The sequence below is a fragment of the Sediminimonas qiaohouensis DSM 21189 genome (genome assembly GCF_000423645.1).
Taxonomy (GTDB): domain Bacteria; phylum Pseudomonadota; class Alphaproteobacteria; order Rhodobacterales; family Rhodobacteraceae; genus Sediminimonas; species Sediminimonas qiaohouensis.
In genome coordinates this window covers 150,921-176,362 of sequence record NZ_AUIJ01000005.1, presented here as the reverse complement: position 1 = coordinate 176,362, position 25,442 = coordinate 150,921, and the positions used below count along the sequence as shown (strand labels likewise).

Annotated in this window: 24 protein-coding genes and 1 pseudogene; 12 read left to right on the top strand and 13 right to left on the bottom strand. The window is 63.7% G+C overall.

What is annotated here, in order from left to right; genetic code table 11:
- Positions 1 to 88: 88 nt before the first annotated feature.
- The 9 genes from G568_RS0106860 to G568_RS0106820 form a co-directional block, all read right to left on the bottom strand.
- On the bottom strand, positions 89 to 565 hold the full coding sequence (locus G568_RS0106860; protein WP_026757332.1) for a hypothetical protein: 477 nt from the start codon (positions 563 to 565) through the stop codon (positions 89 to 91).
- A gap of 101 nt (positions 566 to 666) precedes the next feature.
- Positions 667 to 951 carry a DUF5665 domain-containing protein gene (locus G568_RS0106855; RefSeq protein ID WP_026757331.1) on the bottom strand — a complete coding sequence of 95 codons (285 nt, stop codon included), beginning with the start codon at positions 949 to 951 and terminating at the stop codon, positions 667 to 669.
- Between the two features lie 5 nt (positions 952 to 956).
- Entirely contained in the window at positions 957 to 1,481 is a 525-nt protein-coding gene (locus G568_RS0106850) for a DUF1643 domain-containing protein (protein WP_026757330.1), read from the bottom strand.
- Positions 1,482 to 1,531: 50 nt separating this feature from the next.
- Positions 1,532 to 2,440 carry a tRNA pseudouridine(55) synthase TruB gene (truB, locus tag G568_RS0106845; protein ID WP_026757329.1) on the bottom strand — a complete coding sequence of 303 codons (909 nt, stop codon included), beginning with the start codon at positions 2,438 to 2,440 and terminating at the stop codon, positions 1,532 to 1,534.
- 85 nt (positions 2,441 to 2,525) lie between these two features.
- Positions 2,526 to 3,860: an NAD(P)/FAD-dependent oxidoreductase gene (locus G568_RS0106840; RefSeq protein WP_026757328.1), complete on the bottom strand. Its 1,335-nt coding sequence runs from the start codon at positions 3,858 to 3,860 to the stop codon at positions 2,526 to 2,528.
- Positions 3,857 to 4,675, bottom strand: coding sequence for an ABC transporter permease (locus G568_RS0106835; RefSeq protein ID WP_026757327.1), 819 nt, complete (start codon positions 4,673 to 4,675; stop codon positions 3,857 to 3,859). Before G568_RS0106835 ends, G568_RS0106840 begins: the two co-directional genes overlap by 4 nt.
- On the bottom strand, positions 4,672 to 5,568 hold the full coding sequence (locus tag G568_RS0106830; protein WP_405050570.1) for an ABC transporter permease subunit: 897 nt from the start codon (positions 5,566 to 5,568) through the stop codon (positions 4,672 to 4,674). Before G568_RS0106830 ends, G568_RS0106835 begins: the two co-directional genes overlap by 4 nt.
- Positions 5,565 to 6,689, bottom strand: a complete 1,125-nt coding sequence (locus tag G568_RS0106825) for an ABC transporter ATP-binding protein (protein WP_026757325.1) — start codon at positions 6,687 to 6,689, stop codon at positions 5,565 to 5,567. Before G568_RS0106825 ends, G568_RS0106830 begins: the two co-directional genes overlap by 4 nt.
- Positions 6,690 to 6,752: 63 nt before the next feature.
- A complete protein-coding gene (locus G568_RS0106820; protein ID WP_026757324.1) occupies positions 6,753 to 7,838 on the bottom strand; it encodes a polyamine ABC transporter substrate-binding protein in 1,086 nt (361 codons plus the stop codon).
- Positions 7,839 to 7,983: 145 nt separating this feature from the next.
- Here G568_RS0106820 and G568_RS0106815 point away from each other — a divergent pair, with 145 nt between their 5' ends.
- Both G568_RS0106815 and G568_RS0106810 read left to right on the top strand, forming a co-directional pair.
- Complete coding sequence (locus G568_RS0106815) at positions 7,984 to 8,679, top strand: GntR family transcriptional regulator (protein WP_026757323.1); 696 nt, start codon at positions 7,984 to 7,986, stop codon at positions 8,677 to 8,679.
- 99 nt (positions 8,680 to 8,778) lie between these two features.
- Positions 8,779 to 10,173, top strand: a complete 1,395-nt coding sequence (locus G568_RS0106810) for an aspartate aminotransferase family protein (protein WP_026757322.1) — start codon at positions 8,779 to 8,781, stop codon at positions 10,171 to 10,173.
- Positions 10,174 to 10,252: 79 nt separating this feature from the next.
- Here the strand turns inward: G568_RS0106810 and G568_RS0106805 are convergent, their stop codons facing one another.
- Genes G568_RS0106805 through G568_RS0106795 form a run of 3 tightly spaced genes read right to left on the bottom strand, consistent with a single transcriptional unit; the run spans position 10,253 to position 13,266 of the window.
- Positions 10,253 to 10,912: a GntR family transcriptional regulator gene (locus tag G568_RS0106805; protein ID WP_026757321.1), complete on the bottom strand. Its 660-nt coding sequence runs from the start codon at positions 10,910 to 10,912 to the stop codon at positions 10,253 to 10,255.
- Positions 10,905 to 12,074: an acetylornithine deacetylase gene (gene argE / locus G568_RS0106800; RefSeq protein ID WP_026757320.1), complete on the bottom strand. Its 1,170-nt coding sequence runs from the start codon at positions 12,072 to 12,074 to the stop codon at positions 10,905 to 10,907. The genes G568_RS0106805 and argE overlap by 8 nt, the downstream gene beginning before the upstream one ends.
- Before the next feature lie 7 nt (positions 12,075 to 12,081).
- The gene (locus G568_RS0106795) at positions 12,082 to 13,266 is read right to left on the bottom strand and encodes a M24 family metallopeptidase (protein WP_026757319.1); all 1,185 of its coding nucleotides are present in this window, start codon (positions 13,264 to 13,266) and stop codon (positions 12,082 to 12,084) included.
- A 184-nt stretch (positions 13,267 to 13,450) separates the two neighbouring features.
- Between G568_RS0106795 and eutB the strand changes: the two genes are divergently transcribed.
- The 10 genes and pseudogenes from eutB (at position 13,451) to cobO (ending at position 24,527) form a co-directional block, all read left to right on the top strand.
- Positions 13,451 to 14,461, top strand: a complete 1,011-nt coding sequence (gene eutB / locus G568_RS0106790; protein ID WP_026757318.1) for a hydroxyectoine utilization dehydratase EutB — start codon at positions 13,451 to 13,453, stop codon at positions 14,459 to 14,461.
- Positions 14,451 to 15,443 (top strand): cyclodeaminase, encoded by a 993-nt coding sequence (locus G568_RS0106785; protein ID WP_026757317.1) that lies wholly within the window; start codon positions 14,451 to 14,453, stop codon positions 15,441 to 15,443. The genes eutB and G568_RS0106785 overlap by 11 nt, the downstream gene beginning before the upstream one ends.
- A gap of 5 nt (positions 15,444 to 15,448) precedes the next feature.
- The gene (locus G568_RS0106780; protein ID WP_026757316.1) at positions 15,449 to 15,937 is read left to right on the top strand and encodes an Lrp/AsnC family transcriptional regulator; all 489 of its coding nucleotides are present in this window, start codon (positions 15,449 to 15,451) and stop codon (positions 15,935 to 15,937) included.
- Positions 15,938 to 16,056: 119 nt separating this feature from the next.
- Positions 16,057 to 17,544: an NAD-dependent succinate-semialdehyde dehydrogenase gene (locus G568_RS0106775; protein ID WP_026757315.1), complete on the top strand. Its 1,488-nt coding sequence runs from the start codon at positions 16,057 to 16,059 to the stop codon at positions 17,542 to 17,544.
- Between the two features lie 77 nt (positions 17,545 to 17,621).
- Positions 17,622 to 18,992 (top strand): aspartate aminotransferase family protein, encoded by a 1,371-nt coding sequence (locus G568_RS0106770; RefSeq protein WP_026757314.1) that lies wholly within the window; start codon positions 17,622 to 17,624, stop codon positions 18,990 to 18,992.
- 262 nt (positions 18,993 to 19,254) lie between these two features.
- Positions 19,255 to 20,355, top strand: coding sequence for an ABC transporter ATP-binding protein (locus G568_RS0106765; protein ID WP_026757313.1), 1,101 nt, complete (start codon positions 19,255 to 19,257; stop codon positions 20,353 to 20,355).
- Between the two features lie 89 nt (positions 20,356 to 20,444).
- Positions 20,445 to 21,548: an extracellular solute-binding protein gene (locus tag G568_RS0106760; RefSeq protein ID WP_026757312.1), complete on the top strand. Its 1,104-nt coding sequence runs from the start codon at positions 20,445 to 20,447 to the stop codon at positions 21,546 to 21,548.
- Between the two features lie 144 nt (positions 21,549 to 21,692).
- A complete protein-coding gene (locus G568_RS0106755; RefSeq protein ID WP_026757311.1) occupies positions 21,693 to 22,973 on the top strand; it encodes an ABC transporter permease in 1,281 nt (426 codons plus the stop codon).
- Positions 22,974 to 22,991: 18 nt separating this feature from the next.
- Positions 22,992 to 23,846: pseudogene (locus G568_RS0106750) on the top strand (ABC transporter permease); the annotation flags it as partial.
- Between the two features lie 81 nt (positions 23,847 to 23,927).
- The gene (gene cobO / locus G568_RS0106745; RefSeq protein ID WP_026757309.1) at positions 23,928 to 24,527 is read left to right on the top strand and encodes a cob(I)yrinic acid a,c-diamide adenosyltransferase; all 600 of its coding nucleotides are present in this window, start codon (positions 23,928 to 23,930) and stop codon (positions 24,525 to 24,527) included.
- A gap of 13 nt (positions 24,528 to 24,540) precedes the next feature.
- On the opposite strand, the gene G568_RS0106740 is transcribed toward cobO, so the two are convergent.
- Positions 24,541 to 25,407: a branched-chain amino acid aminotransferase gene (locus G568_RS0106740; RefSeq protein ID WP_026757308.1), complete on the bottom strand. Its 867-nt coding sequence runs from the start codon at positions 25,405 to 25,407 to the stop codon at positions 24,541 to 24,543.
- Positions 25,408 to 25,442 lie beyond the last annotated feature (35 nt).

Here is a 25,442-nt window from a genome sequence, read left to right as displayed (position 1 = left end):
TGTTTGCACACATGGCTACTTCTCCTTTTTGCACGGTTGATCCCTCTTCAGGATAACCCAACGGTGGGGAAGCAGCCGACACATCCCATTAGCCGCCGTTGAAAATATGATCCCTGGCTGCTTCATTCGCGTGCTCCAGGGCTGCGACACCGTGGTTACCGCCGGTCTGCTCCGGTGCCGCGCCGCCTCTGGGCGTGTCCCGCTCAGCGGCGTCCCGTGCGGCATCGCTGCCGTTTTCGCCGCGCGGCTCGACCGGGTCTTGGCCGCCACCGGCCTGCTCCGGTGCTGCCGCGGCCAGGGCGGTATCGGTCCCTTGGTCCTGCGCTGCGGCGGGGTTGACCCCCTCAGGGGCCACGGGGGCCTCGGGGGCCGGGGGCGTTGCGAGGTCCGATATGTCCATGAAGCCCGGAGCCGGGGCGGTTTCGGCACCCTGTGTTTGCTCTGCGCTATCGGCTTCGTCCTGGGCGGCGCTATCATCCTCCGCATTCTGGTTCGGCAATAATTCCAGGCCGACAAACGCAGTGCCCGCCATGACGGCGCTGAGGAGTCCCAAAATCGCAAGCATGATAAATCCAGTCCCAAAAACCCAAGCTATAATCCCGCCTTGGGCGCGGCGCTGTCAAAGCAAATCGGGTTCTTTGGTTAACGCCCGAGTCCCGACAAGGATCAGCGCGCGGTTTCGATCTGGTCTGCGATCTGGGCCGCCCAATCGCCGATGATGGGCAGAAACTCGAACTGTGACACCCACCATGCAAGCAGCGACACCAGGATCGTGGCCCCCACGACCGACCCAAGCCCAAACGCCAGCCCGCGCAGGAACTGGAACCCGATCAGCCGCCACAGCGAATTGTGCACTTTCACAAAGCGGTGCGCGTTCAGCTTCTCAAGCTCGCGGGTCAGGCGGGCGATCTCCTGCGGGTCGGGTTTGGATGTGTTGTTCCGCTCTGTCATGCCGCTCACCCTGCTTGCGCCGGAACCTGCCACAGCGCCGGTTCCTGGCTGTAGGCGATATAGAGCGGATGCTTGGGGTGTCCGTCCTTGGTCAGGCCCAGATGATAAATCGGATGGCCGGTCGCCCTGAGCAGCCGCTCAGCCGCCGGACCCCGGTCCAGATGCGCGCCATGGGTACCCCAGGCGGCGACGATCTGATCGGCCCAATGGCAGCTCTCGGCGATCGCGGAGTCGTTCTCGGCGCCAACCGGGTCGGCGGCGGCACGCATCGCGCGCGGATCGGTGTCGCGCCACGCGAATATGTTGCACACCCGGAACGCCCCGAACCCCAAAGTACGCGCGCGGCGTTCGCACCGCTCGACCGTCGGGTCGTTTTGCACCTCGGTCGCGGTCGATGGGTTAAGCATCACGAACAGCGCCTTGCGCCCCGCCGGTTCCCACACGCGGGTCAGCAGGTAGCGATAGCGTTCGCAATCCGAATAGACGGCGGTCGAGGCGGCATCGCCCTTGAGGTGCTGGCGCGTGATCATGGGGGCGTTTTGCCCTTGGCTGGCCCGCGATGCAAGCCATGCCTTGCGCGTCATGCGTCGCGGAATACCCGGTGCGGGTGCAATTCGCCCCCCATCAGGCGCCCCACCGCCACGGCGCGCCCGTCCAGCGCGGCCCAGCATTCCTCGCCATACTCGATATTGTTGGCGATGACATGCGCCGGATTGCCATTGCGCAGGCGCGCGGCGCTCTCACGCGGGCAGGTGACGCGTGGCAGGTCCGCCAACCCATCCTCAAGCGGGCGTAGATGCGCATCCAGCTCCGGCGTGCGGGCCAGCTCCTCGATCCGCTCAAGGCTCAGGCCATCGGCGGCGGCGAACGGCCCCGACCAGATGCGCCGCAGGCTGACGACATGCCCGTAGCATCCCAGCGCCTCGCCCAAATCGCGGGCGATGGCGCGCACGTAGCCGCCCTTGCCGCAGGTCATATCAAGTGTCACGTGGTCGGCATCGGGGCGGTCCACCATCACCAGTTCCTCAACCCACAGGGGCCGCGCGGCGATCTCGACCTCCTCGCCCGCGCGCGACAGCTTGTAGGCGCGCTGCCCGTCGATCTTGACGGCGGAATACTTGGGCGGCACCTGCATGATGTCTCCGACAAAGGCGTTCAGCGCCTCCTTGATCTGCGCGTCATCGGGGCGCAGGTCCGAGGTTTGCGTAATCTCGCCTTCGGTGTCGTCGGTGTTGGTGGCCTGTCCCAGCCGCACGGTGAACCGGTACGCCTTGAGCGCGTCGGTGATGTAGGGAACGGTTTTCGTGGCCTCGCCCAACGCGATGGCCAGAACGCCGGTCGCCTCAGGGTCCAGCGTGCCGGCGTGCCCGGCCTTGTTGGCGTTCAGCGCCCAGCGCACCTTGCCCACGACCGATGTCGATGTGACGCCTGTAGGCTTGTCCACCACCAGCCACCCCGAGATATCGCGCCCCTTGCGTTTGCGTGCCATGCCTTGCCGTTCCTGTCGATGGATCTGCGTGAAAGGCGCGGCGTAGCCCAAGGCTCGGCGGCTGTCAATTTGCGCGCGCCACAGCTCAGAAATCCGAAAGCCCGGCCATCGCATAGGCGGGCCACATCAACGCCCTGCGCATCCGGCCCAGTGGAAACCGCCGCGCCGGCGCGCGCATGACCTCGGGGTAGGGCAGGCGCGCGGGGCGGTCCATCGCCACATCGGCCAGAAGGGCGCCGGTATAGCTCCCCATGGCGACGCCGTTGCCGTGATAGGCGAACCCGGCAAAGGCACCCGGCAGCCCCGGTATCGGGCCGCAATAGGGCAGCGCGCGCGCGGAAAAGCAGACCATCCCGGACCAGCTATGCGGCGTGTCCACATGCGACCAGGCCGGGAACATCGTCTCGAAATGCCGACGCGCCAGGTGGGCGATGCGCGCGTCGGCGGCATCGCCGCTTTGCAACCCGCCGCGCATCCCGAACAAGAAGCGGTTGTCGGGCATCAGCCGGAAATAGTGCAGCAGGTTGCGCGTGTCATAGGCCATTTGGCGGCTGGTCCAGCCGGCGGCGTCCAGCTCGACCTGGTCCAGCGGCCGGGTCGTCAGGACGTTGGACTGCGCGGGCAGATACCGCGCCGCCATCCATGCGGGCACGTCCTCGGAGGAATAGCCGTTGGTCGCCAAGATCACCCGCTTTGCCGTGACCTCGGCGCGCGGCGTGCTCACGCGCAAGCCGCCGCCATCGGGCTTGATCGCCTCGACAGGGCTTTGCCCATGTACCCGCGCGCCCGCCCCCTCGGCCGCGTTCAGCAGCCCGGCAAGGTATTTGCGCGGGTTGAGGGCAAATCCGATCGGGACGGTCAACGCCCCCTGAAACGGCCCCGCCATGCCATGCGCAGGCAGGTCTGCGGCCTCCAGCACCTCGGGCGTGACGCCGTAGTCGCGCGCAACGTCCGGCGCCGCGTCGCGCAGGCGCCGCATCTGCCGTATGTTGTGGGCAAGGATCGTTTCGCCCTGCGAATGGGTGTCGGCCTCGATCGCGTGGCGCGCGATCAGATCGGCGGTCAGGCTGACCGCGCCCGCCTCGGTGCGCCGCCAGGCGCGGCGCGCGTCCTCGCCATAGTACCGGCGCAGGGTCGCGTCGCCTATCTTGGCGCCGCCAAGGCAGCAAAACCCGCCATTGCGCCCCGACGCGCCCCAGCCGGGAAACGCGGCCTCCAGCACGATCACGTCTGCGCCGCCTTCGGCCAGATGCAATGCCGCAGACATCCCGGTGAACCCCGCGCCGATGATCACCACATCGGCGCGCAGCCCCCCTTCGGCGGGCGGGCGGTGCAGCGCGGTATCGGGCACCGTGTCCGCCCAATAGCACCCCCCAAGCGGCGCATCGCCATAGGCATGGGCGGGAAAGATCCGCCTCATGTCGCCCGTGCCGCCGCCTGTTCGTCGCGTTGTTGGGCCACGCTGGCGCGTTTGGACACGATCGACGCGGTCAGCACGCCAACCGTGACAATGGCAATCATGATCGTGGACAGCGCGTTGATCTCGGGGCTGACGCCCAGGCGGATCGAACTGAAGATCTTGATCGGCAGCGTGGTCGCCGATGGCCCCGCCGTGAACGACGCGATCACCAGGTCATCCAGCGACAGTGTGAACGCCAGCAACCACCCCGAGATCACCGCAGGCGCGATGATCGGCAGGGTGACAAGGCGAAACGCCTCGAACGGCGAGCACCCCAGATCAAGCGCCGCCTCTTCCAGCGAGCGATCGAAACTGACCAACCGTGAGGACACCACCACCGACACGTAGCACATCGAAAAGGTGGTATGCGCCAACACGATGGTCAGCACGCCGCGATCCAGCCCGATACCGATGAACAGCAGCAGCAGCGACAAGCCGGTGATCACCTCGGGCATGACCAGCGGCGCATAGATCATCCCCGAAAACAAGGTCCGCCCCATGAACCGCCCGCCGCGCACCATCACGGTGGCCGCCATCGTGCCCAGCACCGTGGCGATGGTCGACGACATCACCGCCACCTGCAGCGTCACCCAAGCGGCATCCAGAAACGCCTCGTTGCCCAGCAATTCGCCGTACCAGCGGGTCGAGAACCCCGCCCACACGGTCACCAGTTCGGACGCGTTGAAGCTAAAGATGATCAGGATGATCATCGGGATATACAGAAATGCAAATCCCAGCGTCAGCGAGGTGGCGTTGAACCATGAAAAGCGTCTCATTGCTCGGCCTCCTGTTGCTTTTGCTGGTTGCGCTGGAACAGCAGGATCGGAACGATCAGGATCAGCAGCAGGATCACCGCCACCGCACTGGCCACCGGCCAATCGCGGTTGTTAAAGAACTCCTCCCACAGCACCTTGCCGATCATCAGGGTTTGCGATCCACCCAGAAGCGAGGGAATAACGAACTCGCCGATGGTCGGGATGAACACCAGGAAACAGCCCGCGATGATGCCGCTGCGCGACAGCGGTATCGTGATCAGCCAGAACGCCGTGATCCGCGAACAGCCCAGGTCCTCGGCCGCCTCCAGTAGCGATTCGTCGAGCTTCTCCAGCGTCGCGTAGATCGGCAGGATCATGAACGGCAGGTAGGTGTAAACGATACCGATATAGACCGCGACATTGGTGTTCAGGATCGTCAGCGGCGCGTCGATCACGCCGATCCACAGCAATAGCTGGTTCAGGAACCCCTCGGTCGACAGGATCCCCATCCACGAATAGACCCGGATCAGGAAACTGGTCCAGAACGGCAAGATCACCAACATCATCAGCGTCGGACGCCATTCCGCGGCGGATTGCGCCATGCCATAGGCAATGGGATACCCCACCAGCAGCGTCAGCGCGGTGGCGATAAACGCGATCCTTAGCGATGACAGGTACGCCTTCCAATAGAGATCGTCCTGCGTGAGAAAGACGAAGTTCTCGAAATCCAGCCCCGACAGGAAGGTGCGGAAACTGTCCCACCCCGCCCCGATATCCAGCGTCGGCGTATAGGGCGGGATCGCAAGGGCGATGTCCGAAAGGCTGATCTTCAGAACGATCAGGAACGGCACCAGGAACAGTGCCAATAGCCACAAATAGGGCGGCAGAAGCAGGAAGAAGCGGCGCAGTTTCATCGGTCCAGCACCACCGAGCCGGTGTTGGTCCAGCTAAGCCAGACGTCATCCTCCCACGTCAGCGCGCGGCGCGACAGGCGGCGGGTGTTGGCCGTTTGCGCCTTGATCATCTTCCCGCCCGGCAACTCCACGTGATAGGTGCTCAGGTTGCCGAGGTAGGCGATATCGATGATCTTGCCCTGCACGGTGTTGTCGGCGCCTTCCGGCTTTTCCGTTGCGATCCCGATCTTCTCGGGGCGGATCGCGAGGTAGCATCGCTGCCCATTGGATAGCTTGGTTTGCGTCTTGGCGTGAAATGGCGCCTGTCCCTCGGCCCAGGCGATGTCATATCCATCGCCCGACGGGGTCGCGGCGCCCTCAATAATGTTCACGTCGCCGATGAAATCTGCCACGTAAACGGTGTTCGGGGCTTCATATATCTCGGCCGGGGTGGCGACCTGCACGATGCGCCCTTCGTCCATCACGGCGACGCGGCTGGCGACGGTCATCGCCTCTTCCTGGTCGTGGGTGACGATCACGAAGGTGGTGCCGGTCTTTTCCTGGATGTCCATCAATTCGAACTGCGTATCCTGCCGCAACTTGGCATCCAGCGCGCCCAGCGGCTCGTCCAGAAGCAGCAGCTTGGGCGCCTTGGCAAGGCTGCGCGCCAGCGCGACCCGCTGCCGCTGGCCGCCGGAAATCTGGTGCGGCTTGCGCTTTGCGAATTTCTCCAGCCGCGTCAGGCGCAGCATTTCGTCAACGCGCGCGTCTATCTCGGGCTTGGGCATCCTTGCCCGCCGCAGCCCGAAGGCGATGTTGTCCCACACGCTCAGATGCGGAAACAGCGCGTAGCTTTGGAACATCATGTTGACCGCGCGCTTGTTGGGCGGCACCTCTGCCATGTTCTGCCCCGATAGCAGGATCTGCCCCTCGGTCGGGTTCTCGAACCCGGCCAGCATGCGCATCATCGTCGTCTTGCCGCAGCCCGATGGCCCCAGCAGCGCAAAGAATTCCTGCGCGTATATATCCTGCGTCAGATCGTCGATCGCGGTGAACGCTCCAAAGCGTTTGGTCACGTTCTTGAACTGGATAAGCGGCTTTGCCTCCGGGTCATTCCACGGGGCGAATTCGGTCTGTGCCATGATGATCCCTGTTGTCATGAAAAGACCCGCGCAGGTGTCTGCGCGGGTCCGGGGTCCGGGTCTTCAGGTGCCCGATTTGATCTTGGTCCACAGGCGGGTGACGACCCGCTGTACCTTGGCCCCGTAGGGCGTTGTCGTGAACAGGTTGTCCAGCGTTTCCTGGCTGGGATAGATCGCCGGATCGTTGATCACGTCATCCACCAGATATTCCTGCGATGCCTTGTTGCCGTTGGCGTAATAGACGTAGTTGGACGCCTGCGCCATGTTCTCGGCATCGAGGATGAAGTTCAGGAACTTGTGCGCGCCATCGGGGTTGGGCGCATCAGCCGGGATCGCCATCATGTCGAACCACATCTGCGCCCCTTCCTTGGGCGCGTTATAGGCGATTTCGACACCATTGCCGGCCTCGGCGGCACGGTCGCGCGCCTGCAGCACGTCACCCGACCAGCCCACTGCAACGCAGATATCGCCATTGGCCAGCCCGTTGATGTATTCCGAGCTGTGGAACTTCTGGATATAGGGCCGGATCGCGCCGAATACCTCGCCCGCCTTGGCGATGACCTCGGGGTCGTGGCTGTTGGGGTCTTCGCCGACATAGTTCAGCGCGGCGGGAATCATTTCGGCCGGCGCGTCCAGGAAATGCACGCCGCAATCGGCCAGCTTTTCCATGTTCTCGGGGTTGAAAATCAACTCCAGCGAATCGATCGGCGCGTCCTCGCCCAGGCGTTTGGTCACTTCGCCGACATTCACGCCGATGCCGGTGGTGCCCCACATGTAGTTGATGGAATAGTCGTGTTCGGGATCGTATTGCGCCGTCCGCTCGCGGACCACGTCCCACATGTTGTCGAGGTTCGGCAACTTGGACTTGTCGAGCTTCTGAAACGCGCCCGCCGTGATCTGGCGCTGCAGGAACGTGCCCGAGGGCACGACCACGTCATAGCCCGATCCTCCGGCCAGCATCTTGGTTTCCAGCAGTTCGTTGCTGTCGAACACGTCATAGATCAGGTCGATGCCGGTCTCTTCCTCGAACTTGGTCAGCAGCGCCTCGTCGATGTAATCGGACCAGTTGTAGACGCGCACCTCCTCGGCGGCGGCGGCCCCGGCGACCAGCGCCAGCGTCGCCGTCATGGTCATCAGGTGGTATCTCATGTTGTCTCTCCTGTTGGTTTCGGGTCTTTGGTGCCCTGCGATAATTTGATCAAGTTTTTCCGCAAAAGGCAATATGGTAATGTTTTCACGGCATCGATAAACTGACAAGACAATGTAAGAGCGGCAGACCGGGAAGGGTCACGATATGAAAGACGGCGCACGAAAAGTGAGCGATTCCACGTCACAAGCGGCGCGCGTCCCGGCGCATGAGCAGGTCTATCAGAAACTGCGCGAGCAGATCCTGTTCGGCGAAATCGCACCCGGCGAGGCGGTCACGATCCAGGGTTTGACTGAACGCCTTGATGCCGGAATGACCCCCGTGCGCGAGGCGATCCGCCGCCTCACCAGCGAGGGCGCGCTGCAGTTCCAAGGCAACCGCAGGGTGATCGTGCCGCACCTGACGGATGCCAATATATCCGAGATTATCTTTGCAAGACAATGGCTTGAATCCCATCTTGCCCTGCGCGCGACCGAGCGCGCCACGCCGGCCGATCACCAGCAACTGACGTTCATGGACGACGCCGTGGACCACGCGATTCAGCAAGGCGATCTGCGCAATTACCTCGAAATGAACTATCGGTTCCACGCCAAGATCTATGACCTGGCCGGCGCGCCCATCCTGTCGGAAATCGCCGATAGCCTCTGGCTGCGGTTCGGCCCGTCCTTGCGGGTGATGATCGGGCGGGTGGGCACGCAGAATCAGCCGGACAAGCACAAGGCCGTTCTGGAATGCATGCGCACCGGCGATGCCGAGGGCTCAGCCCGCGCCATTCGCGAGGACATGCTTCAGGGCATGGAGCAGATCCGCCGCATCCTCGAGATTTCGGGCGACGATCGCTGATTCGATTGACACGGAAAAATTTGATCATATTCTGGGTCAAACGGTGCAGCCCCAATTCCCGGCCGCCTGTCCCCAACCTTGTTTGAAGTGAGGCTCGCAATGACGACCATAACCAACCACATGCCCACGAGCGAATTGCAGGCGCTGGATGCGGCGCATCACATGCATCCCTTCTCCAATCAGGACGAGTTGGCGGCCAAGGGCGCGCGCGTCATCACCCGGGCCAAGGGCGCATGGATCACCGACAGCGAAGGCAACGACATCCTCGATGCGATGGCGGGGCTGTGGTGCGTCAACATCGGCTATGGCCGTGATGAACTGGCCGACGTGGCCGCGCGCCAGATGCGCGAGCTGCCCTATTACAACACTTTCTTCCAAACCACCCATGTGCCCGCCATCGCGCTGGCGCAAAAGCTGGCCGAACTGGCGCCCGGTGATCTGAACCACGTGTTCTTTGCCGGGTCGGGGTCCGAGGCGAACGATACCAACATCCGCATGGTGCGCACCTACTGGGCCCAAAAGGGCAAGCCGGACAAGAAGGTGATCATCAGCCGTAAGAACGCCTATCACGGCTCCTCCGTCGGGAGCGCGTCGCTGGGCGGCATGTCGGGCATGCACGCGCAGGGCGGCTTGCCGATCCCCGACATCCACCACATAGATCAGCCCAACTGGTGGGCCGAAGGCGGCGATACCACCCCCGAAGAATTCGGCCTGGAACGCGCCCGGCAACTTGAACGCGCGATCGAGGAGATGGGCGAGGATCGCGTCGCCGCCTTCATCGCCGAGCCGGTGCAAGGCGCCGGCGGCGTCATCGTGCCGCCCGATAGCTACTGGTCCGAGATCCGCCGCATCTGCGACGCCCACGACATCTTGCTGATCGCGGATGAGGTGATCTGCGGCTTCGGGCGCACCGGCAACTGGTTCGGCAGCCAAACCGTCGGCTGGCAGCCCGACATCATGACCATCGCCAAGGGCCTGAGCAGCGGCTATCAGCCCATCGGCGGCTCGATCGTCAGCGACGAGGTCGCCGCCGTCCTGGGCGCGTGCGAGTTCAACCACGGCTACACCTATTCCGCCCACCCGGTGGCGGCGGCGGTGGCGCTGGAAAACCTGCGCATCATCGAAGAGGAAAACATCGTGGGCCATGTCCGCGACGACATCGGCCCCTACCTCAAGCACAAGTGGGAGGCGCTGGCCGATCACCCGCTGGTGGGCGAGGCGCGAATCGTGGGCATGATGGGCTCTATCGCGCTAACCCCGCACAAGGGCAGCCGCGCCAATTTTGCCGACGCGGGCGCCGCCGGGTACATGTGCCGCGAGCGCTGCTTTGCCAACGGGTTGGTGATGCGTCACGTGGGCGACCGGATGATCATCAGCCCGCCGCTGGTTCTGACCAAGGCAGAGGCCGACACCCTGATCGAACGCGCGACCAAGTCCCTCGACGAGGCGCATGCCGCCCTCAAGGACGAGGGCCTGCTGAAGGCCGCGTCCTGAGCCAAAGGGGACGGCGCGCGGCCCGTGGGGCGGGGTGTTGAGTATTTTTGGCAAGATGAAGCCCCCCGCCTGAGGCGCGTCAGCCCGTCAGCCGCGCCTCGCACATCGAGATATGCGCCTGCCGGATCAGGGCGGCCGCCAGCAGGTCATGCCCCTCGATCGCGGCGGCGGTCTGTTCCAGTTCGCTAAGGAAAATGCGCACCTCTTCCCCCAGGTTCAGCCGCGGGATGGACTTCAGCCAGATCCGCGCCGTGCGGTAATAGAGCCGCTCGGAGGTCTCGCGAAGCGCCTCGTTCTCGGTCAGGGAGGCGCCGAAATGGAAGAAATCCATGTTCAGCCGGGCAAACTCGCGCGCATCGGGTGATCCGGCCAACTCGCGCCCACGCGCGACGAAATCATGCGCTTGCGCGGCGATGTCCGGCGTCACCTCGACCGGCGATAGCCGCCCGGCCAGCCCCGCCAACTCGCGGCGCAGCTCGTACGTGCGCCCCATCTCGGCCAGGTCGACATCGGTCACGATGGTGCCGACCCCGTGCTGCGTCTGGATCAGGCCCTCGTCCTCCAGCCGCGCCAGCGCCCGGCGCAGCGGCGTGCGCGAGGTGCCGAACTCGGCCGCCAGCGTTTCTTCGGACAGGCGCGAGCCGGGGGCATAATCCAGCAGGCATATGCGCGAGCGCAGGATGTCGTGCAGCCGCGTCAGACGCGCGCGCGCGTCCTCGGTTTGGCCACCATCAGACAAGGATGTCCATCCTTTCGCCCAGCCCCTCCAGCATGTTCAGGCAGCTATCGAGCTGCGACAGCGACAGGAACTCGTCGGCCTTGTGGGCCTGTTCGATGCTGCCGGGGCCGCACAGGACGGCGGACATGCCCATGCGTTGAAACAGCCCCGCTTCGGTCCCGAAGGCGACGATATCCGCCCCGTTCGAGCCGGTCAGCTCGGCCACAAGGCGGCGGGCGTCGTTTTCCTCCATCGGCTCCAGCCCCGGCACCTCGCCCACGACATAGGTCGTGATGGCCGCGTCGGGATAGGTCGTCTGCATCTGCGGCAACAGGATGTCGTTGCAATAGGCGGCGATCTGGTCCTTTACGAACTGCGCGTCGCTTTCCTGCACCGGGCGCATTTCCCAATCCACCTCGGCGTGGTTGGCGATCACGTTATGCGCCACGCCACCGGCCAGGCGGCCGATGTTGACGGTGGTCCAGGGCGGCTCGAACAGCCCGCCCACCGGCGCGCGATGCTTGAGTGCCGCGCTCAGTTCCAGCAGCCGGGTCACGTAGGCAACGGCGTATTCCACCGCATTCACGCCCTTATCGGGGGCCGATCCGTGCCCCTCAAGCCCATGAAAATGGGTCGAATACTCGCAACACCCTTTGTGCCCCTCGATGATCTGCATCGAAGTCGGCTCGCCGATGATGGCCATCGCGGGGTTCAATTCACGGTGCTGCAATTCGCGCACCAGGTCGCGTGCCCCGACGCAGCCGACCTCCTCGTCATAGGTAAAGGCGAAATGGATCGGCCGGCGCAGGGCGCGGTGCGCATAACCGGGCGCCACCGCCAGCGCTGCCGCGATGAACCCCTTCATGTCGCAGGTGCCGCGCCCGTATAGAAGGCCGTCGCGCTCGACCATGCCGAACGGGTCCGAGCTCCAGTTCTGATCGGTTACCGGCACCACGTCGGAATGCCCCGACAGGACAATGCCGCCGTCGCGCTCGGGGCCGATGGTGGCGAACAGGTTCGCCTTGGTGCCGCTTTCGTCATGAAACAGGTCCACATGCGCGCCCACATCCGACAGCCGGTTGGCCATATGCACGATCATCTCAAGGTTGCTATCCGACGATATCGTCGGAAAGCTGATCAGATCATCCAGGATTTGGGTCGCGTCATGTAGTCTACTGCTCATATGTGCCTCAGTCCTTTACAAACAGTTTCCGGGGCCGGTTACAGAACGTCTCGGCCGGTCCGTTCTCGGTAATCAGGATCGATTCCGTGATCTCCAGCCCCCACGTGTCGGCCCAGATGCCGGGCATGAAATGGAACGTCATGCCCGGTTGCAGCACGGTCTCGTCCACGTCCCGCAAACTGATCGTGCGCTCGCCCCAGTCCGGTGGGTAGCTTAGGCCGATGGGGTAGCCGCATCTTGCGCCCCGTTCAATGCCTGCGCGCTCCAGCGGGGCCGCCAGCGCCCGCGCGATGTCGCGCGCCTGGTTGCCCGCGCGCGCGGCCTCCAGCCCGGACTCGAGCCCCTCGACAAGCGCCCCCTCGGCCCGCTTCATCGCGTCGGGCGGCGTGCCAAGGTAAACCGTGCGGCAAAACGGCGTGTGATAGCGCCGGAAAACGCCCGCCAGTTCGAAAAACGTGCACTGGTCGTTTTGCAGCTCCTCGCCGTTCCACGTGATATGCGGCGCCGAGGCATCCGCCCCCGACGGGCACATCGGTACGATCGCCGGGTAGTCGCCCCAGTTGCCATCGGCGCCCATGATCGCGTCGCGGTAGATCTCGGCGACCAGCTCGTTCTTGCGCAGGCCGGGGCGGGCGCGCTCGATCGCGCCATCGACCATCTTCTCGGCGATGCGGGCGGCCTTGCGCATGAACGCGATTTCCTCGCCCGATTTGATGCCGCGCTGCCAGTTCACCAACGCGGTGGCGTCCACGATCGTCGCTTTCGGCAGCTCGGTCAGCAGCGTGGTATAGGCCTTGGCCGAGAAATAGTAGTTGTCCATTTCCACGCCGATGCGCGCGGTCTCAAGGCCCATTTCCTTCAGCAGATCAGCAAGGTGCTGCATCGGGTGGTGCTCTGTCGATTGCACGTATTGGTCGCCATAGGGGCGCAGGTTGTCCTCGGGTAGCCACGCGGTGCGCCGCGCGCCGTTGGCATCCATGTTGCGTCCCCACCAGATGGGCGCCCCCTCATGCGTGAGGATCGCGCCCTGGTGCACGTAGAACGACCAGCCGTCATAGCCGGTCAGCCATGACTTGTTGGACGGGTCCTCCACAAACAGGGCATCAAGGCCCGCGCGCGCCATGGCGGCGCGTGTCAATGCGATTCGCCGCTCGTATTCAGCGGCGGAAAAGGGGACGTTTGAGGCTTTCATGGAACATCCTTTTCAGATGGGTTGCCCCTCAGCCTTGGCAAAATGTATACATCTTCGCAGTTCCAAAAACGAACCCGAATGGTCGTTTTTGGAAAATAATTTAAAAACTTGGCGATACAGACTGAATACCGACGCGATACAGACGTGTTGTGCACAACCTAAATCCCCGAGTGTGAGGTTTCCCATGCGCCCGACGCTGGCCGACATCCATGCCGCCGCCAATCGCATTCGCGGCGTCGCCGATGCCACGCCGCTGGTCCCTTCTGCCAACCTGTCAGATCTGGCCGGGGCCGAGGGATTATTGAAGCTCGAAAGCATGCAGCCCATCGGCGCGTTCAAGCTGCGCGGCGCGCTCAATGCCGTTGCGGGGCTTGAGGGGGCGGCGGGCGTTACCTGCTGCTCGACCGGCAATCATGGGCGCGGCGTGGCCTATGCGGCACGGCAAAAGGGGATGCGCGCGGTGATCTGCATGTCGCGCCTGGTGCCGCAGGCCAAGGTCGACGGCATCCGCGCATTGGGCGCCGAGGTGCGCATCGTCGGCAATAGCCAGGACGACGCCCAGGCCGAGGCCGAGCGCCTCGAGGCCCAGGAGGGGCTGGCGCAGATCTCTCCCTTCGACGATCCGCTGGTGGTGGCCGGGCAGGGCACCATCGGCCTTGAGATAATGGCCGCGCGCCCCGACATCGGCACGCTTCTGGTGCCGATTTCGGGCGGCGGGCTGGCCGCTGGCGTGGCGCTGGCGGCCAAGGCGATCAAGCCATCGGTGCGTGTCATCGGCATCAGCATGGACCGCGGCGCGGCCATGTACGAGAGCCTGCGCGCCGGCCACCCCGTCGCCGTGACCGAAGTGCCCAGCCTCGCCGATTCCCTTGGCGGCGGTATCGGCCTGAACAACCGGCTGACATTCGATATGTGCCGTGATCTGCTGGACGATATCGTGCTGGTGACCGAGGCCGAGATCTATCGCGCCATGCAGGCGGTTTATCATAATGACCGCCTTATCGCCGAAGGTGCCTGCGTTGTGGGCATCGCGGCTTTGCAGGCGGGCAAACTTGACGGGAAACTGGCCGATGGGCCGGTGGCGACGATTATCACCGGGCGCAACCCCGATATGGGGCTGTTCACGCGGGTCGTGACCGGGCAGGATGTGCAACTGGGGGATGTGACGGTAAAGGGCGAGCGACATGGCGCATGACATTCAGATCGTGACCGAGGCCGAATTGCGCGAGGTCGCTGAACTGGACCTCCCCCTTGTTGACGTGATCGAGCGCGCCTTCGTCGCCCTGGCCGAAGGCGGCGTCGTGATGCCGCCCGTCATGTCGATGGAGCTTGAGGCGGTCCATGGCGAGGTGGACGTGAAAACCGCCTACATCCCCGGCATGAGCGGGTTTGCCATAAAGGTCAGCCCCGGGTTCTTTGACAATCCCAAGCTGGGCTTGCCGTCGCTGAACGGGCTGATGATCCTGTTCTCGGCGCAGACCGGATTGGTCGAGGCGTTGTTTCTCGACAATGGCTACCTGACCGATCTGCGCACCGCCGCCGCCGGCGCCGTGGCCGCGCGGCACCTGGCGCCTGCGACGGTGACAACCGCCGGCGTCATTGGCACCGGGGTGCAGGCCCGCCTGCAAATGCAGGCCGCGCACCTGGTGCGCCCGTTCCAAGAGGTGCTGGTCTGGGGCCGCGACACGCAAAAGGCCGCCGCCTGCGCCGCCGACCTGAAGGCGTCGCTGGGGGTGCGCGCCGGTGTCACCAGCGACCCCGCCGACCTTGTTGCCCAAAGCCAGTTGGTCGTCACCACAACCCCCGCGCGCGAGCCTGTCCTGCGCGCCGAGATGCTGCATCCGGGTCTGCACGTCACCGCCATGGGCTCGGACCAATCCGGCAAGAACGAGATCGATCCCGCCGCGCTATCGGCCGCCGATCTTTATGTCGCCGACCGCGTCAGCCAGGTAGAGCTGATGGGCGAGCTGCGCAGCGCCAAGGATTCCGGCCTTTGGACGCGCGGCATCCCTGCCGAACTGGGCCAGGTCGTCACCGGCGCCGCGCCCGGCCGGTTCAGCCCCGAGGATATCACCATCTGCGATCTGACCGGAACCGGTGCGCAGGACACCGCCATCGCCAGTCACATGATTTCCATCGTCCGCGCCGCCGGCGTCGGCCAGGTGATCGAGGCATGAGCGGCATGGTCAAACTCGACGCGCGCGACATGGCAATCCTTCGGGTGCTGTCTGCCGAGGGCCGTATCACCAAGGCCGAACTGGCCGCGCGGGTGGGCCTGTCGGCCAGCCCCGCGTGGGAGCGCCTCAAGCGGCTGGAAAAGGCGGGGATCATCGAAGGCTACAGCGCGCGCATTTCCCTGCGCAACCTGGGCGCGCATGTCGCCGTGTTCGTCGCGGCCGAGCTTGAAGGCCACACCTCGGCCCATTTCCAGGCGTTCGAGCGCGCGATCCAGGATTACGAGGAAATAACCGGCTGCTGGTCGCTGGGCGGGGGGTTCGACTACCTGTTCCACGTCGTCACCCGTGACATCGATGAATACCAGCGCCTGATCGACGCACTGCTCGAGGCGCGCATCGGGCTGGCGCGGTATTATACCTACATCGTGACCAAGACGGTGAAGGAGGCAGGCACGCCCCCGGTTGAGCTGCTGGCGGGTCTGCAGAAGAATTGACTGCGCACGCGCCGGGTAGCCATAGGATTTTCTGTGCCGGCGCGCAAATTCAGGCCCGCTGACGGGCCAACTTGTTGCATCTTCGGCGCGATGGCATTTCAACCCTGCAGGAGGCTCCAATGACGCAGTCGCAACTCGCGGCCCAATCGCCGCTGAGCGATCTCAACGACCCCCGCCTCGTGCGGTCGTTTTCCTATATCGATGGCAAATGGTGCGGCGCCGCCGATAGCGCGACGCTGCCGGTGCATAACCCGGCCGACGGCGCGACGCTTGGCCAGGTGGCCAGCCTTTCCGCGGATGACAGTGCCCGCGCCGTGGATGCCGCGCAGGCGGCCTTTGGCGCGTGGTCGCTGATGCTGCCGCAGGATCGCTCGATCCTGCTGCGCAAATGGTTCGACCTGATGATCGAGCACAAGGAGGACCTGGCCCGCATCATGGTTCTGGAGCAGGGCAAGCCCCTGTCCGAGGCGCGCGGCGAGATCGACTATGCCGCCAGTTTCATCGAGTACTACGCCGAGGAAACCAAGCGCCCCAACATTGAGGGCGTCACCAGCCACCTGCCCGATGCCGAGGTCGAGCTGTGGCTCGAGCCGGTCGGCGTGGCGGCGCTGATCACGCCGTGGAACTTCCCCGCCGCGATGCTGACACGCAAGGCGGGCGCGGCGTTGGCGGCGGGCTGCACCGTGGTCGCGCACCCCTCGGGCGAGACGCCGTTTTCGGCGCTGGCGCTGGCCGAACTGGCCGAACGCGCGGGCATCCCGGCTGGCGTGTTCAACGTGGTGACCGGCCGCGCCTCGACCGTGGTCGAGCCATGGACGCGCGACGCGCGCGTGCGGGTGCTGTCCTTCACCGGCTCGACCGAGATCGGCCGCCTGCTGTATCGGCAGTCGGCGGATACGGTAAAGCGGCTTGTGATGGAACTGGGCGGCCACGCGCCGGTGATCGTGTTCAAGGGTGCCGATCTGGATACCGCGGTGGACGAGGCGATCAAGGCCAAGTTCGCCACCTCCGGGCAGGACTGCCTTGGCGCCAACCGGATCTATGTGGAGCGCGCCATCTACAAGGAGTTCTGCGACCGCTTCACCAAGGCCACGCAGGCACTGAGCATCGGCGTCGGCATGGATGATCCGGATATCGGCCCGCTGATGAACGAAAAGGCCGTGCAGAAGCAGGAAGAGCACGTCGCCGACGCGCTCAAGAACGGCGCGCGCCTGGCTTGCGGCGGTGCCCGCGAAGACAAGCTGGGCCGCCTGTTCTATCAGCCCACGGTGCTGGTGGACGTGCCCGATAACGCCGCCATCATGTCCGAGGAAACCTTCGGCCCGGTCGCGCCGCTCGCCCCCTTCGATACCGAGGAAGAGGTCGTCGCCAAGGCCAACGCCACCGAATACGGGCTGGTTGCCTACCTACACAGCCACGATCCGCGCCGCATCTACCGCGTCACGCGGGCGCTGCAATTCGGCATGGTGGCAGTCAACCGCACCAAGGTCACCGGCGCGCCGATCCCGTTTGGAGGCACCAAGCAATCCGGCCTGGGCCGCGAGGGCGCCAGGAAAGGCATGGAAGAGTTCATGGAGATCAAATACGTCTGCCGCGATTGGGCGTGAGCAGCCGAAATCCTGAAAGATTTCGGTCCGGAATTTTTTGAAAATTCCGGGACAGGCAACAAGCGAAAGGAAAGAATATGCTGAAGAATGACCAACTCGACCAATGGGACCGCGAGAACTTTTTCCATCCTTCGACGCACCTGGCGCAATTCGCGCGCGGCGAGGCGCCCAACCGCGTGATCCGCACCGCTAGCGGTAGCCATATCGAGGACCGCGACGGCAACAAGCTCTTGGATGCGTTTGCCGGGCTTTACTGTGTCAACGTGGGCTATGGCCGCCAGGAGATCGCCGAGGCGATCGCCGCGCAGGCGCGCGAGCTGGCCTATTACCATGCCTATGTCGGGCACGGCACCGAGGCCAGCATCACCTTGTCCAAAATGATCCTGGATCGCGCGCCCAAGGGCATGTCCAAGGTCTATTTCGGGCTGGGCGGATCGGATGCGAACGAGACCAACATCAAGTTGATCTGGTACTACAACAACATCCTCGGCCGCCCCGAGAAGAAAAAGATCATCTCGCGCTGGCGCGGCTACCACGGCTCGGGCCTGATGACCGGGTCGTTGACGGGCCTGGAGCTGTTTCACAAGAAGTTCGACCTGCCGATGGAGCAGGTGATCCACACCGACGCGCCGTACTATTTCCGCCGGCCCGATCTGAACATGAGCGAAGAGCAGTTCACCGCGCATTGCGTGGCCGAGCTGGAGGCGCTGATCGAGCGCGAGGGCGCCGATACCATCGCGGCCTTCGTCGGCGAGCCGGTGCTGGGCACCGGGGGTATCGTGCCGCCGCCCGCCGGATACTGGCCCGCGATCCAGGAGGTGCTGAACAAGCACGACATCCTGCTGGTTGCGGATGAAGTTGTCACCGGCTTTGGCCGGCTGGGTAGCATGTTCGGCTCGGATCACTACGGCATGACGCCCGACCTGATCACCATCGCCAAGGGGCTGACCTCGGCCTACGCGCCGCTGTCGGGCTCGATCGTGGGCGACAAGATGTGGAAGGTGCTGGAGCAGGGCACGGACGAGACCGGCCCGATCGGCCACGGCTGGACCTACTCGGCGCACCCCATCGGGGCGGCGGCGGGGATCGCCAACCTCAAGCTGATCGATGATCTGAACCTGATCGGGAACGCAGGCTCGGTCGGCGCCTATCTGAACACGGCGATGAAGGATGCATTGGGCGATCACCCCAATGTGGGCGAGATCCGCGGCGAGGGGATGCTGTGCGCGGTCGAGTTCGTGAAAGACCGCGAAACCCGCACCTTCTTTGACGCGGGCGACAAGGTCGGCGCACGGATCGCCGGGGCGCTTGTGGCCCATGGCGTGATCGGCCGGGCCATGCCGCAGGGGGATATCCTTGGCTTCGCACCGCCGTTTTGCCTGACGCAGGCCGAGGCCGACGAGGTGATCGCCAAGACCGCCACGGCTGTGGCCGAGATTCTGGGCTAACCACCTGAAGCGGTGTCGGCAGGCGCGTCGACTCGCCTTAGGATTGCGCGGGCCCGAACCCGGGCCCGCGTTCCGACAGGCATATTTCCTTTTTTTGCCTCAATGACGGTCAGCACGCATTGCATGTGTCGCGAATTGACCAAAAATGTCGCAACCCTGTTGCAACGGAGGCTTTGACGCGCTTTAGTTCAAATCAACCAACGGCCAGAGCCGAAAGAACCAATAAGCGGCACCAGCCGCGCAAGCGAAACGGGGAGACACTTTGTCCAGAGAGAATAGCAACGACGCCTTCGTCGAATTCGAGCACGTCCAGAAGAGCTATGACGGCGTGCAGCTGGTGGTCAAGGATCTGAACCTCGCGATGCCGAGGGGCGAATTCCTGACAATGTTGGGGCCCTCAGGATCCGGCAAGACCACCTGCCTGATGATGTTGGCCGGCTTCGAGACCGCCACCCATGGCGAGATCAAACTGGACGGCAAGCCGATCAACAACATCCCGCCGCATAAACGCGGCATCGGCATGGTCTTTCAGAACTATGCACTTTTCCCCCACATGACCATCGCCGAAAACCTCGCCTTCCCGTTGGAAGTGCGCAAGCTGGGCAAGTCCGAGCGCGAGGAAAAGGTCAAGCGTGCGTTGGACATGGTGCAGATGGGCGATTTCGGTGGCCGCCGCCCGGCGCAGCTATCGGGCGGGCAGCAGCAGCGTGTCGCCCTGGCGCGCGCCCTGGTGTTCGAGCCCGAGCTGGTCCTGATGGACGAGCCGCTTGGCGCGCTCGACAAGCAGCTGCGCGAGCATATGCAGTTCGAGATCACCAACCTCGCGCACCAGCTCGGGATCACCACCGTCTACGTCACCCACGACCAGACCGAGGCGCTGACGATGTCCGATCGCGTTGCCGTGTTCGACGATGGCCGCATTCAGCAGCTTGCCGCGCCCGATACACTGTATGAAGCCCCCGAAAACAGCTTCGTCGCGCAGTTCATCGGCGAAAACAACACCTTCGAAGGCACCGTCAAGGAAATCAACAACGGCCTGGCCGTAGTCGAGCTTGATGATGGCGAGGTGATCGATTGCACGCCCGTGAACGTGTCCAAACCCGGTGAGCGCACCCTGATTTCCATTCGCCCCGAGCGGGTGGAGATCGACAAGGGCCGCCTCAAGGAGGGATCGCACACCCTCAAGGCCGAGGTGCTGGAGTTCATCTACATGGGCGACATCTTCCGCACCCGCCTGCGCGTCGCGGGCCGTGACGATTTCATCATCAAAACCCGGAACGCCCCGGATCAGGTTCGCCTGAAGCCGGGACAGCAGATCGAGATCGGCTGGCTTCCGGAGGACTGCCGCGCGCTGGATGCCTGATCGCGTCGGGCGTGCGTACAGCCCCCCCTCTTCCAGCCCGTGGATGGGTGGGCAACAGATAACGGGCGTTACACAAGGAGAGTAACCGTATGAAACTCAAATCCATTCTTCTGGCCTCGGGGGCGGTGCTGGGCACCAGCTTTGCCGCTTCCGCGCAGGACATGGCCGACAGCATGACCGTCGTGTCGTGGGGCGGTGCATACCAGAACAGCCAGGTTCAGGCCTACATCGAGCCCTACAAGGAAATGAACCCCGGCCTCGAAGTCGTCACCGACGAAAGCTCGGGCGAAGCCGTGACCAAGCTGCGCGCGATGTCCGAAGCCGGCAACGTGACCTGGGATCTGGTCGACGTCACCGCCGCAGATGGTATGCGCCTTTGCGACGAAGGCCTTGCCATGCAAATCGACCATGACGAGATGCTGGCAGCCGCACCCGACGGCACCCCGGCCTCCGAAGATTTCGGCGGCTCGATCGTCAGCGATTGCTTCATCCCGCAGATCGTCTTCTCGACGACTTTCGGCTATCGCACCGACATGGTCGATCAGAAGCCCGAAAGCGTCTGCGCGATTTTCGACACCGAAACCTACCCGGGCCAGCGCGCGCTGGAAAAGCGCCCGATCGGCAACCTGGAATGGGCGCTGATCTGTGACGGTGTGGCCATCGACGATGTCTATGACACCCTGGAAACCGAAGAAGGCGTTGAGCGGGCCTTTGCCAAGCTCGACACCATCAAGGATGACACCGTGTGGTGGTCCGCAGGCGCGGAAACCCCGCAGCTGCTGGCCGACGGCGAAGTCGTGATGGGCTCCACCTATAACGGCCGCCTGTTCTCGGCCATTGCCGAGCAGGATCAGCCGATCGGCATGCTCTGGGATTGGCAGATGTTCGACCTTGATGGCTGGATCATCCCGGCCGATCTTCCGGCGGATCGCCTGGCACGCGTCAAGGATTTCGTGAAGTTCGCGACCGACACGCAGCGTCTGGCGGATCAGGCCAAGTACATCTCCTACGGTCCGGCACGTGCCTCCTCGGCTCCGCTGGTTGGCAAGCACGCCGAGCTGGGCATCGAGATGGCGCCGCACATGCCGACCGACCCGGCCAACGCCAAGAACACCTTCCTGTTCAACTACAACTGGTGGGCCAGCTACCGTGACGACCTGGACAGCCAGTTCCAGGCATGGCTGCTCGAGTAATCGGCCAATAATCCGGCGGGTGGGCCATCGGCCCCCCGCCACCCCTTGCGTCTTTGCCGATCTGCCCAAGACCGGGCAGGTTCGCCAAGACAAACGAATAACGGATCCGGCAAACGTGTTCCGAATGACCAACAGGGAAGTATGATGGCCGATACCCATGTAGACGAGAACGGATTGGTTCTGGCGGCGGATGGCACGCCACTGAAGCAAAGTCTGGCGCGGGCTCTCAGGGCGCAAAAGATCCGCGCGCTGCTGTTGATCGCACCGCTGTTGTTGTTCGTAACCATCAGTTTCGTCTTGCCCATCGGCGAGATGTTGATGCGCTCGGTTCAGAATACCGCCGGCACCGAATACGTGCCCGATCTGCTGCCCAACGTGGTCGAGGAGGTCCAGGAATGGGATCCCGCCTCGGGCGAGATGCCCCCCGAGCCCGTCTATCGCGCCCTGGCGCAGGATTTGGCGACCGCGTTCGAGAATCGCAACCACACGCAGCTCGGGCGCCGGTTCAACTACGAATCCGCCGGCATGTCGTCGATCTTCCGCAAGTCGGGGCGCCGGGTCTCCAACTGGGATATCGAAACCGATGGCCCCTTCCGTGAGAAATTCCTCGATATCGATGAGGACTGGGGCGATATCGAATACTGGGCCACGATCAAGGCGAATTCGGGCTATTACACGACCAGCTACTTCCTCGCGGCCTTTGATGCACAGCGCACCAGCGAAGGCATCGCGATGAAGGACCCCGATCAGCGGATCTATTCCAAGCTGATGATCAGAACCATCTGGCTCAGTTTCCTGATCACCTTCTGCACCTTCGCCCTGGGGTATCCGGTGGCGTGGCTGTTGGCTGATCTACCGACCAAATCGGCGAACCTGTTGCTGATCCTCGTGCTGCTGCCGTTCTGGACATCGCTTCTGGTGCGAACGTCGGCGTGGAAAATCCTGTTGCAGCAACAGGGCGTGATCAACGATTTCTGGATCGCGCTTGGCTTTACCGAGCGAATGTCACTGATCAACAACCAACTTGGCGTGGTCATCGCGATGACGCACATCCTGCTGCCGTTCATGATCCTGCCGCTCTACTCGGTGATGAAGACCATCCCGCCATCCTACCTGCGCGCGGCAAAATCGCTTGGCGCGACCAACACTGTGGCCTTCATACGCGTGTATTTCCCGCAAACCACGCCGGGGATTGGCGCCGGGTCGCTGTTGGTGTTCATCCTGGCGGTTGGTTACTTCATCACGCCTGAACTGGTTGGCGGCGCGGATGGCACGTTCATCTCGAACCGGATCTACTACCAGTTCTCCAGTTCCGGCAACTGGGGTCTCGCGGCGGCTCTGGGCACGATCATGCTCGTGGTGGTGCTGCTGCTCTACTACATCTACGACAAGCTTGTCGGCGTCGATAACGTGAAGTTGGGGTAAAAAGACATGGCTACGACACTTCCTTCCTACGCGACGTTCGGCCAACGGGTCTGGTTCTACGGCTTCCGGGTGATTTGCGGGCTGATCTTCTTCTTCTTGATCTTCCCGATCGCGGTGATCGTCCCGTTGTCCTTCAACGCGCAGGACTTCTTCACCTTCACGCCGGAAATGCTTCGGCTTGATCCCGACGGGTATTCGCTCAAGCACTATCGCGACTTCTTTGGTGCGAACGGCGATTATTCCTGGCTGCAGGCGTTCTCGAACTCGATCAAGATCGCACCGCTGGCCACGCTGATCGCGGTGTCCCTGGGCACGCTGGCGGCGATCGGCCTGACGCAGCCGCACGTGCCGTTCAAAAAGCCGATCACCGCGCTGTTGATCTCGCCGATGATCGTGCCGTTGATCATCACCTCGGCCGGCATGTTCTTTTTCTACGCCAATATCGGCCTTCAAGGCACGTTCATGGGCGTCGTTCTGGCCCACGCGGCCTTGGGCATCCCGTTCGTCATCATCACCGTGACCGCCACATTGTCGAGCTTTGATGAATCCCTCACGCGGGCGGCGGCCAACATGGGTGCGGACCCGGTGACGACCTTCTTCAAGGTGCAGATGCCGCTGATCCTTCCCGGCGTCATCTCGGGCGGACTGTTCGCCTTCATCACCTCTTTTGACGAGGTTATCGTCGTGCTGCTGGTCGGCTCTGCCGGGCAAAAGACGCTGCCTTGGCAGATGTTCATCGGCCTGCGCGAACAGATCAGCCCGACAATCTTGGCGGTGGCAACCATCCTGGTGACCATCTCGATCCTGCTGCTGACCACGATCGAGTTGCTGCGCCGCCGGTCCGAACGCCTGCGGGGCATCACGCCCAGCTGATCGCGGCCAAACATGAACCCAATACATCGGGGCGCCCTTCGCTGGGCGCCCCTTTTGCCCTCTGACCCCACTGGAGGCCCCATGCCTGAACAGGACGATCACAAGGCCCGCATGCAACAGATGCAGGACGCGCACCGCCGCAAGACACGCGAAGCCAGCGATGCCGGTCGCGGTTTGGTGCTGGTGCACACAGGCAACGGCAAAGGTAAGTCCAGCTCCGCCTTTGGCGTCATCGTGCGCGCCCTGGGCTGGGGTCAGAACGTCGGCGTCGTGCAGTTCATCAAGGGCAACTGGATCACCGGCGAGCGGCGCTTTATCGATACCCTCGACCGCGTCACATGGCACACCATGGGCGAGGGCTTTACCTGGGATACGCAAGACCGCGAACGCGATATCACCGCCGCCGAGGCCGCCTTTGCCCGCGCCCGTGAAATGATGGAAAGCGGTGAATATGACCTGGTCGTGCTGGACGAGATCAACATCGCCCTGCGCTATGACTACCTGACCGTAGAGGCCGTGATCGACGGCCTGCGCGCCCGCCACGCGCGCACGGGCGTCATCCTGACGGGCCGCGACGCCCCCGCGCAGATATGCGAATATGCCGATCTGGTTAGCGAAATGACCGAGGTCAAACACCCCTTCCAGGCCGGCATAAAGGCCCAGAAGGGGGTCGATTTCTGAGCGCGCCGCCCGTTCAGGCGCGCACCAGCTTCTCGTACGCGTCCGAGATGTCGCGCGTCAGCGCCCCTACCTCGAAATTGTAATCCCCGATCTGCCCCACCGGCGTCACCTCGGCGGCGGTGCCTGTGAGCCAGCACTGCTCGAAATCGGGCAACTCATCGGGCATGATGTGCCGCTCGTGCACCGTCACGCCGCGCTCGTGCAGCATCTGCAGAACCGTTTGCCGCGTCAGCCCGTTCAGGAACGAATCCGGCGTCGGCGTGTGCACCTCGCCGTCGCGCACGAAGAAAATGTTCGCGCCGGTCGCTTCTGCCACGTAACCGCGGTAATCCATCATCATCGCGTCGCTGCATCCCTTGGCCTCGGCCGCGTGCTTGGACATGGTCGCGATCATGTACAGACCCGCCGCCTTGGATTGGCTGGGCGCGGTTTCCGGGCTGGGCCGCTTCCACTTCGCGATGTCCAGTTTCGCGCCCTTGGTCTTGGCCTCGCCGTAGTAGTTCCCCCACTCCCACACGGCCACGGCCAGGTGCACGGGGTTGCGCGCGCTGGCCACGCCCATGTCGTCGCCCGCACCGCGCCAGGCAAACGCGCGCACATATGCGTTGCTCAGCCCGTTCGCCTCAAGCGCCTCCTGCTTGGCCGCCTCGATCTGGTCCACCGTCCAGGGGATTTCGAAATCGATCATCTCGCCCGACCGGATCAGCCGCTCAGAGTGGTCGCGGCTGCGAAAGATCTTGCCGTTGTAGCACCGCTCGCCCTCGAACACGGACGACGCGTAGTGCAGCGCATGCGTCAGCACGTGCACCTTGGCCCCGCGCCAATCAAGCAGTTCGCCATCCATCCAGATCTTGCCGTCGCGGTCATCATAGCCAGCCATTGCCGTATCCTTGCCAACATTTCCATTTGTTGCGT

Coding starts and splice junctions, on each gene's coding strand:
- G568_RS0106860 (WP_026757332.1), bottom strand. CDS start 565: ATGCTTGCGATTTTGGGACTCCTCAGCGCCGTCATGGCGGGCACTGCG.
- G568_RS0106855 (WP_026757331.1), bottom strand. CDS start 951: ATGACAGAGCGGAACAACACATCCAAACCCGACCCGCAGGAGATCGCC.
- G568_RS0106850 (WP_026757330.1), bottom strand. CDS start 1,481: ATGATCACGCGCCAGCACCTCAAGGGCGATGCCGCCTCGACCGCCGTC.
- truB (WP_026757329.1), bottom strand. CDS start 2,440: ATGGCACGCAAACGCAAGGGGCGCGATATCTCGGGGTGGCTGGTGGTG.
- G568_RS0106840 (WP_026757328.1), bottom strand. CDS start 3,860: ATGAGGCGGATCTTTCCCGCCCATGCCTATGGCGATGCGCCGCTTGGG.
- G568_RS0106835 (WP_026757327.1), bottom strand. CDS start 4,675: ATGAGACGCTTTTCATGGTTCAACGCCACCTCGCTGACGCTGGGATTT.
- G568_RS0106830 (WP_405050570.1), bottom strand. CDS start 5,568: ATGAAACTGCGCCGCTTCTTCCTGCTTCTGCCGCCCTATTTGTGGCTA.
- G568_RS0106825 (WP_026757325.1), bottom strand. CDS start 6,689: ATGGCACAGACCGAATTCGCCCCGTGGAATGACCCGGAGGCAAAGCCG.
- G568_RS0106820 (WP_026757324.1), bottom strand. CDS start 7,838: ATGAGATACCACCTGATGACCATGACGGCGACGCTGGCGCTGGTCGCC.
- G568_RS0106815 (WP_026757323.1), top strand. CDS start 7,984: ATGAAAGACGGCGCACGAAAAGTGAGCGATTCCACGTCACAAGCGGCG.
- G568_RS0106810 (WP_026757322.1), top strand. CDS start 8,779: ATGACGACCATAACCAACCACATGCCCACGAGCGAATTGCAGGCGCTG.
- argE (WP_026757320.1), bottom strand. CDS start 12,074: ATGAGCAGTAGACTACATGACGCGACCCAAATCCTGGATGATCTGATC.
- G568_RS0106795 (WP_026757319.1), bottom strand. CDS start 13,266: ATGAAAGCCTCAAACGTCCCCTTTTCCGCCGCTGAATACGAGCGGCGA.
- eutB (WP_026757318.1), top strand. CDS start 13,451: ATGCGCCCGACGCTGGCCGACATCCATGCCGCCGCCAATCGCATTCGC.
- G568_RS0106785 (WP_026757317.1), top strand. CDS start 14,451: ATGGCGCATGACATTCAGATCGTGACCGAGGCCGAATTGCGCGAGGTC.
- G568_RS0106780 (WP_026757316.1), top strand. CDS start 15,449: ATGGTCAAACTCGACGCGCGCGACATGGCAATCCTTCGGGTGCTGTCT.
- G568_RS0106775 (WP_026757315.1), top strand. CDS start 16,057: ATGACGCAGTCGCAACTCGCGGCCCAATCGCCGCTGAGCGATCTCAAC.
- G568_RS0106770 (WP_026757314.1), top strand. CDS start 17,622: ATGCTGAAGAATGACCAACTCGACCAATGGGACCGCGAGAACTTTTTC.
- G568_RS0106760 (WP_026757312.1), top strand. CDS start 20,445: ATGAAACTCAAATCCATTCTTCTGGCCTCGGGGGCGGTGCTGGGCACC.
- G568_RS0106755 (WP_026757311.1), top strand. CDS start 21,693: ATGGCCGATACCCATGTAGACGAGAACGGATTGGTTCTGGCGGCGGAT.
- cobO (WP_026757309.1), top strand. CDS start 23,928: ATGCCTGAACAGGACGATCACAAGGCCCGCATGCAACAGATGCAGGAC.
- G568_RS0106740 (WP_026757308.1), bottom strand. CDS start 25,407: ATGGCTGGCTATGATGACCGCGACGGCAAGATCTGGATGGATGGCGAA.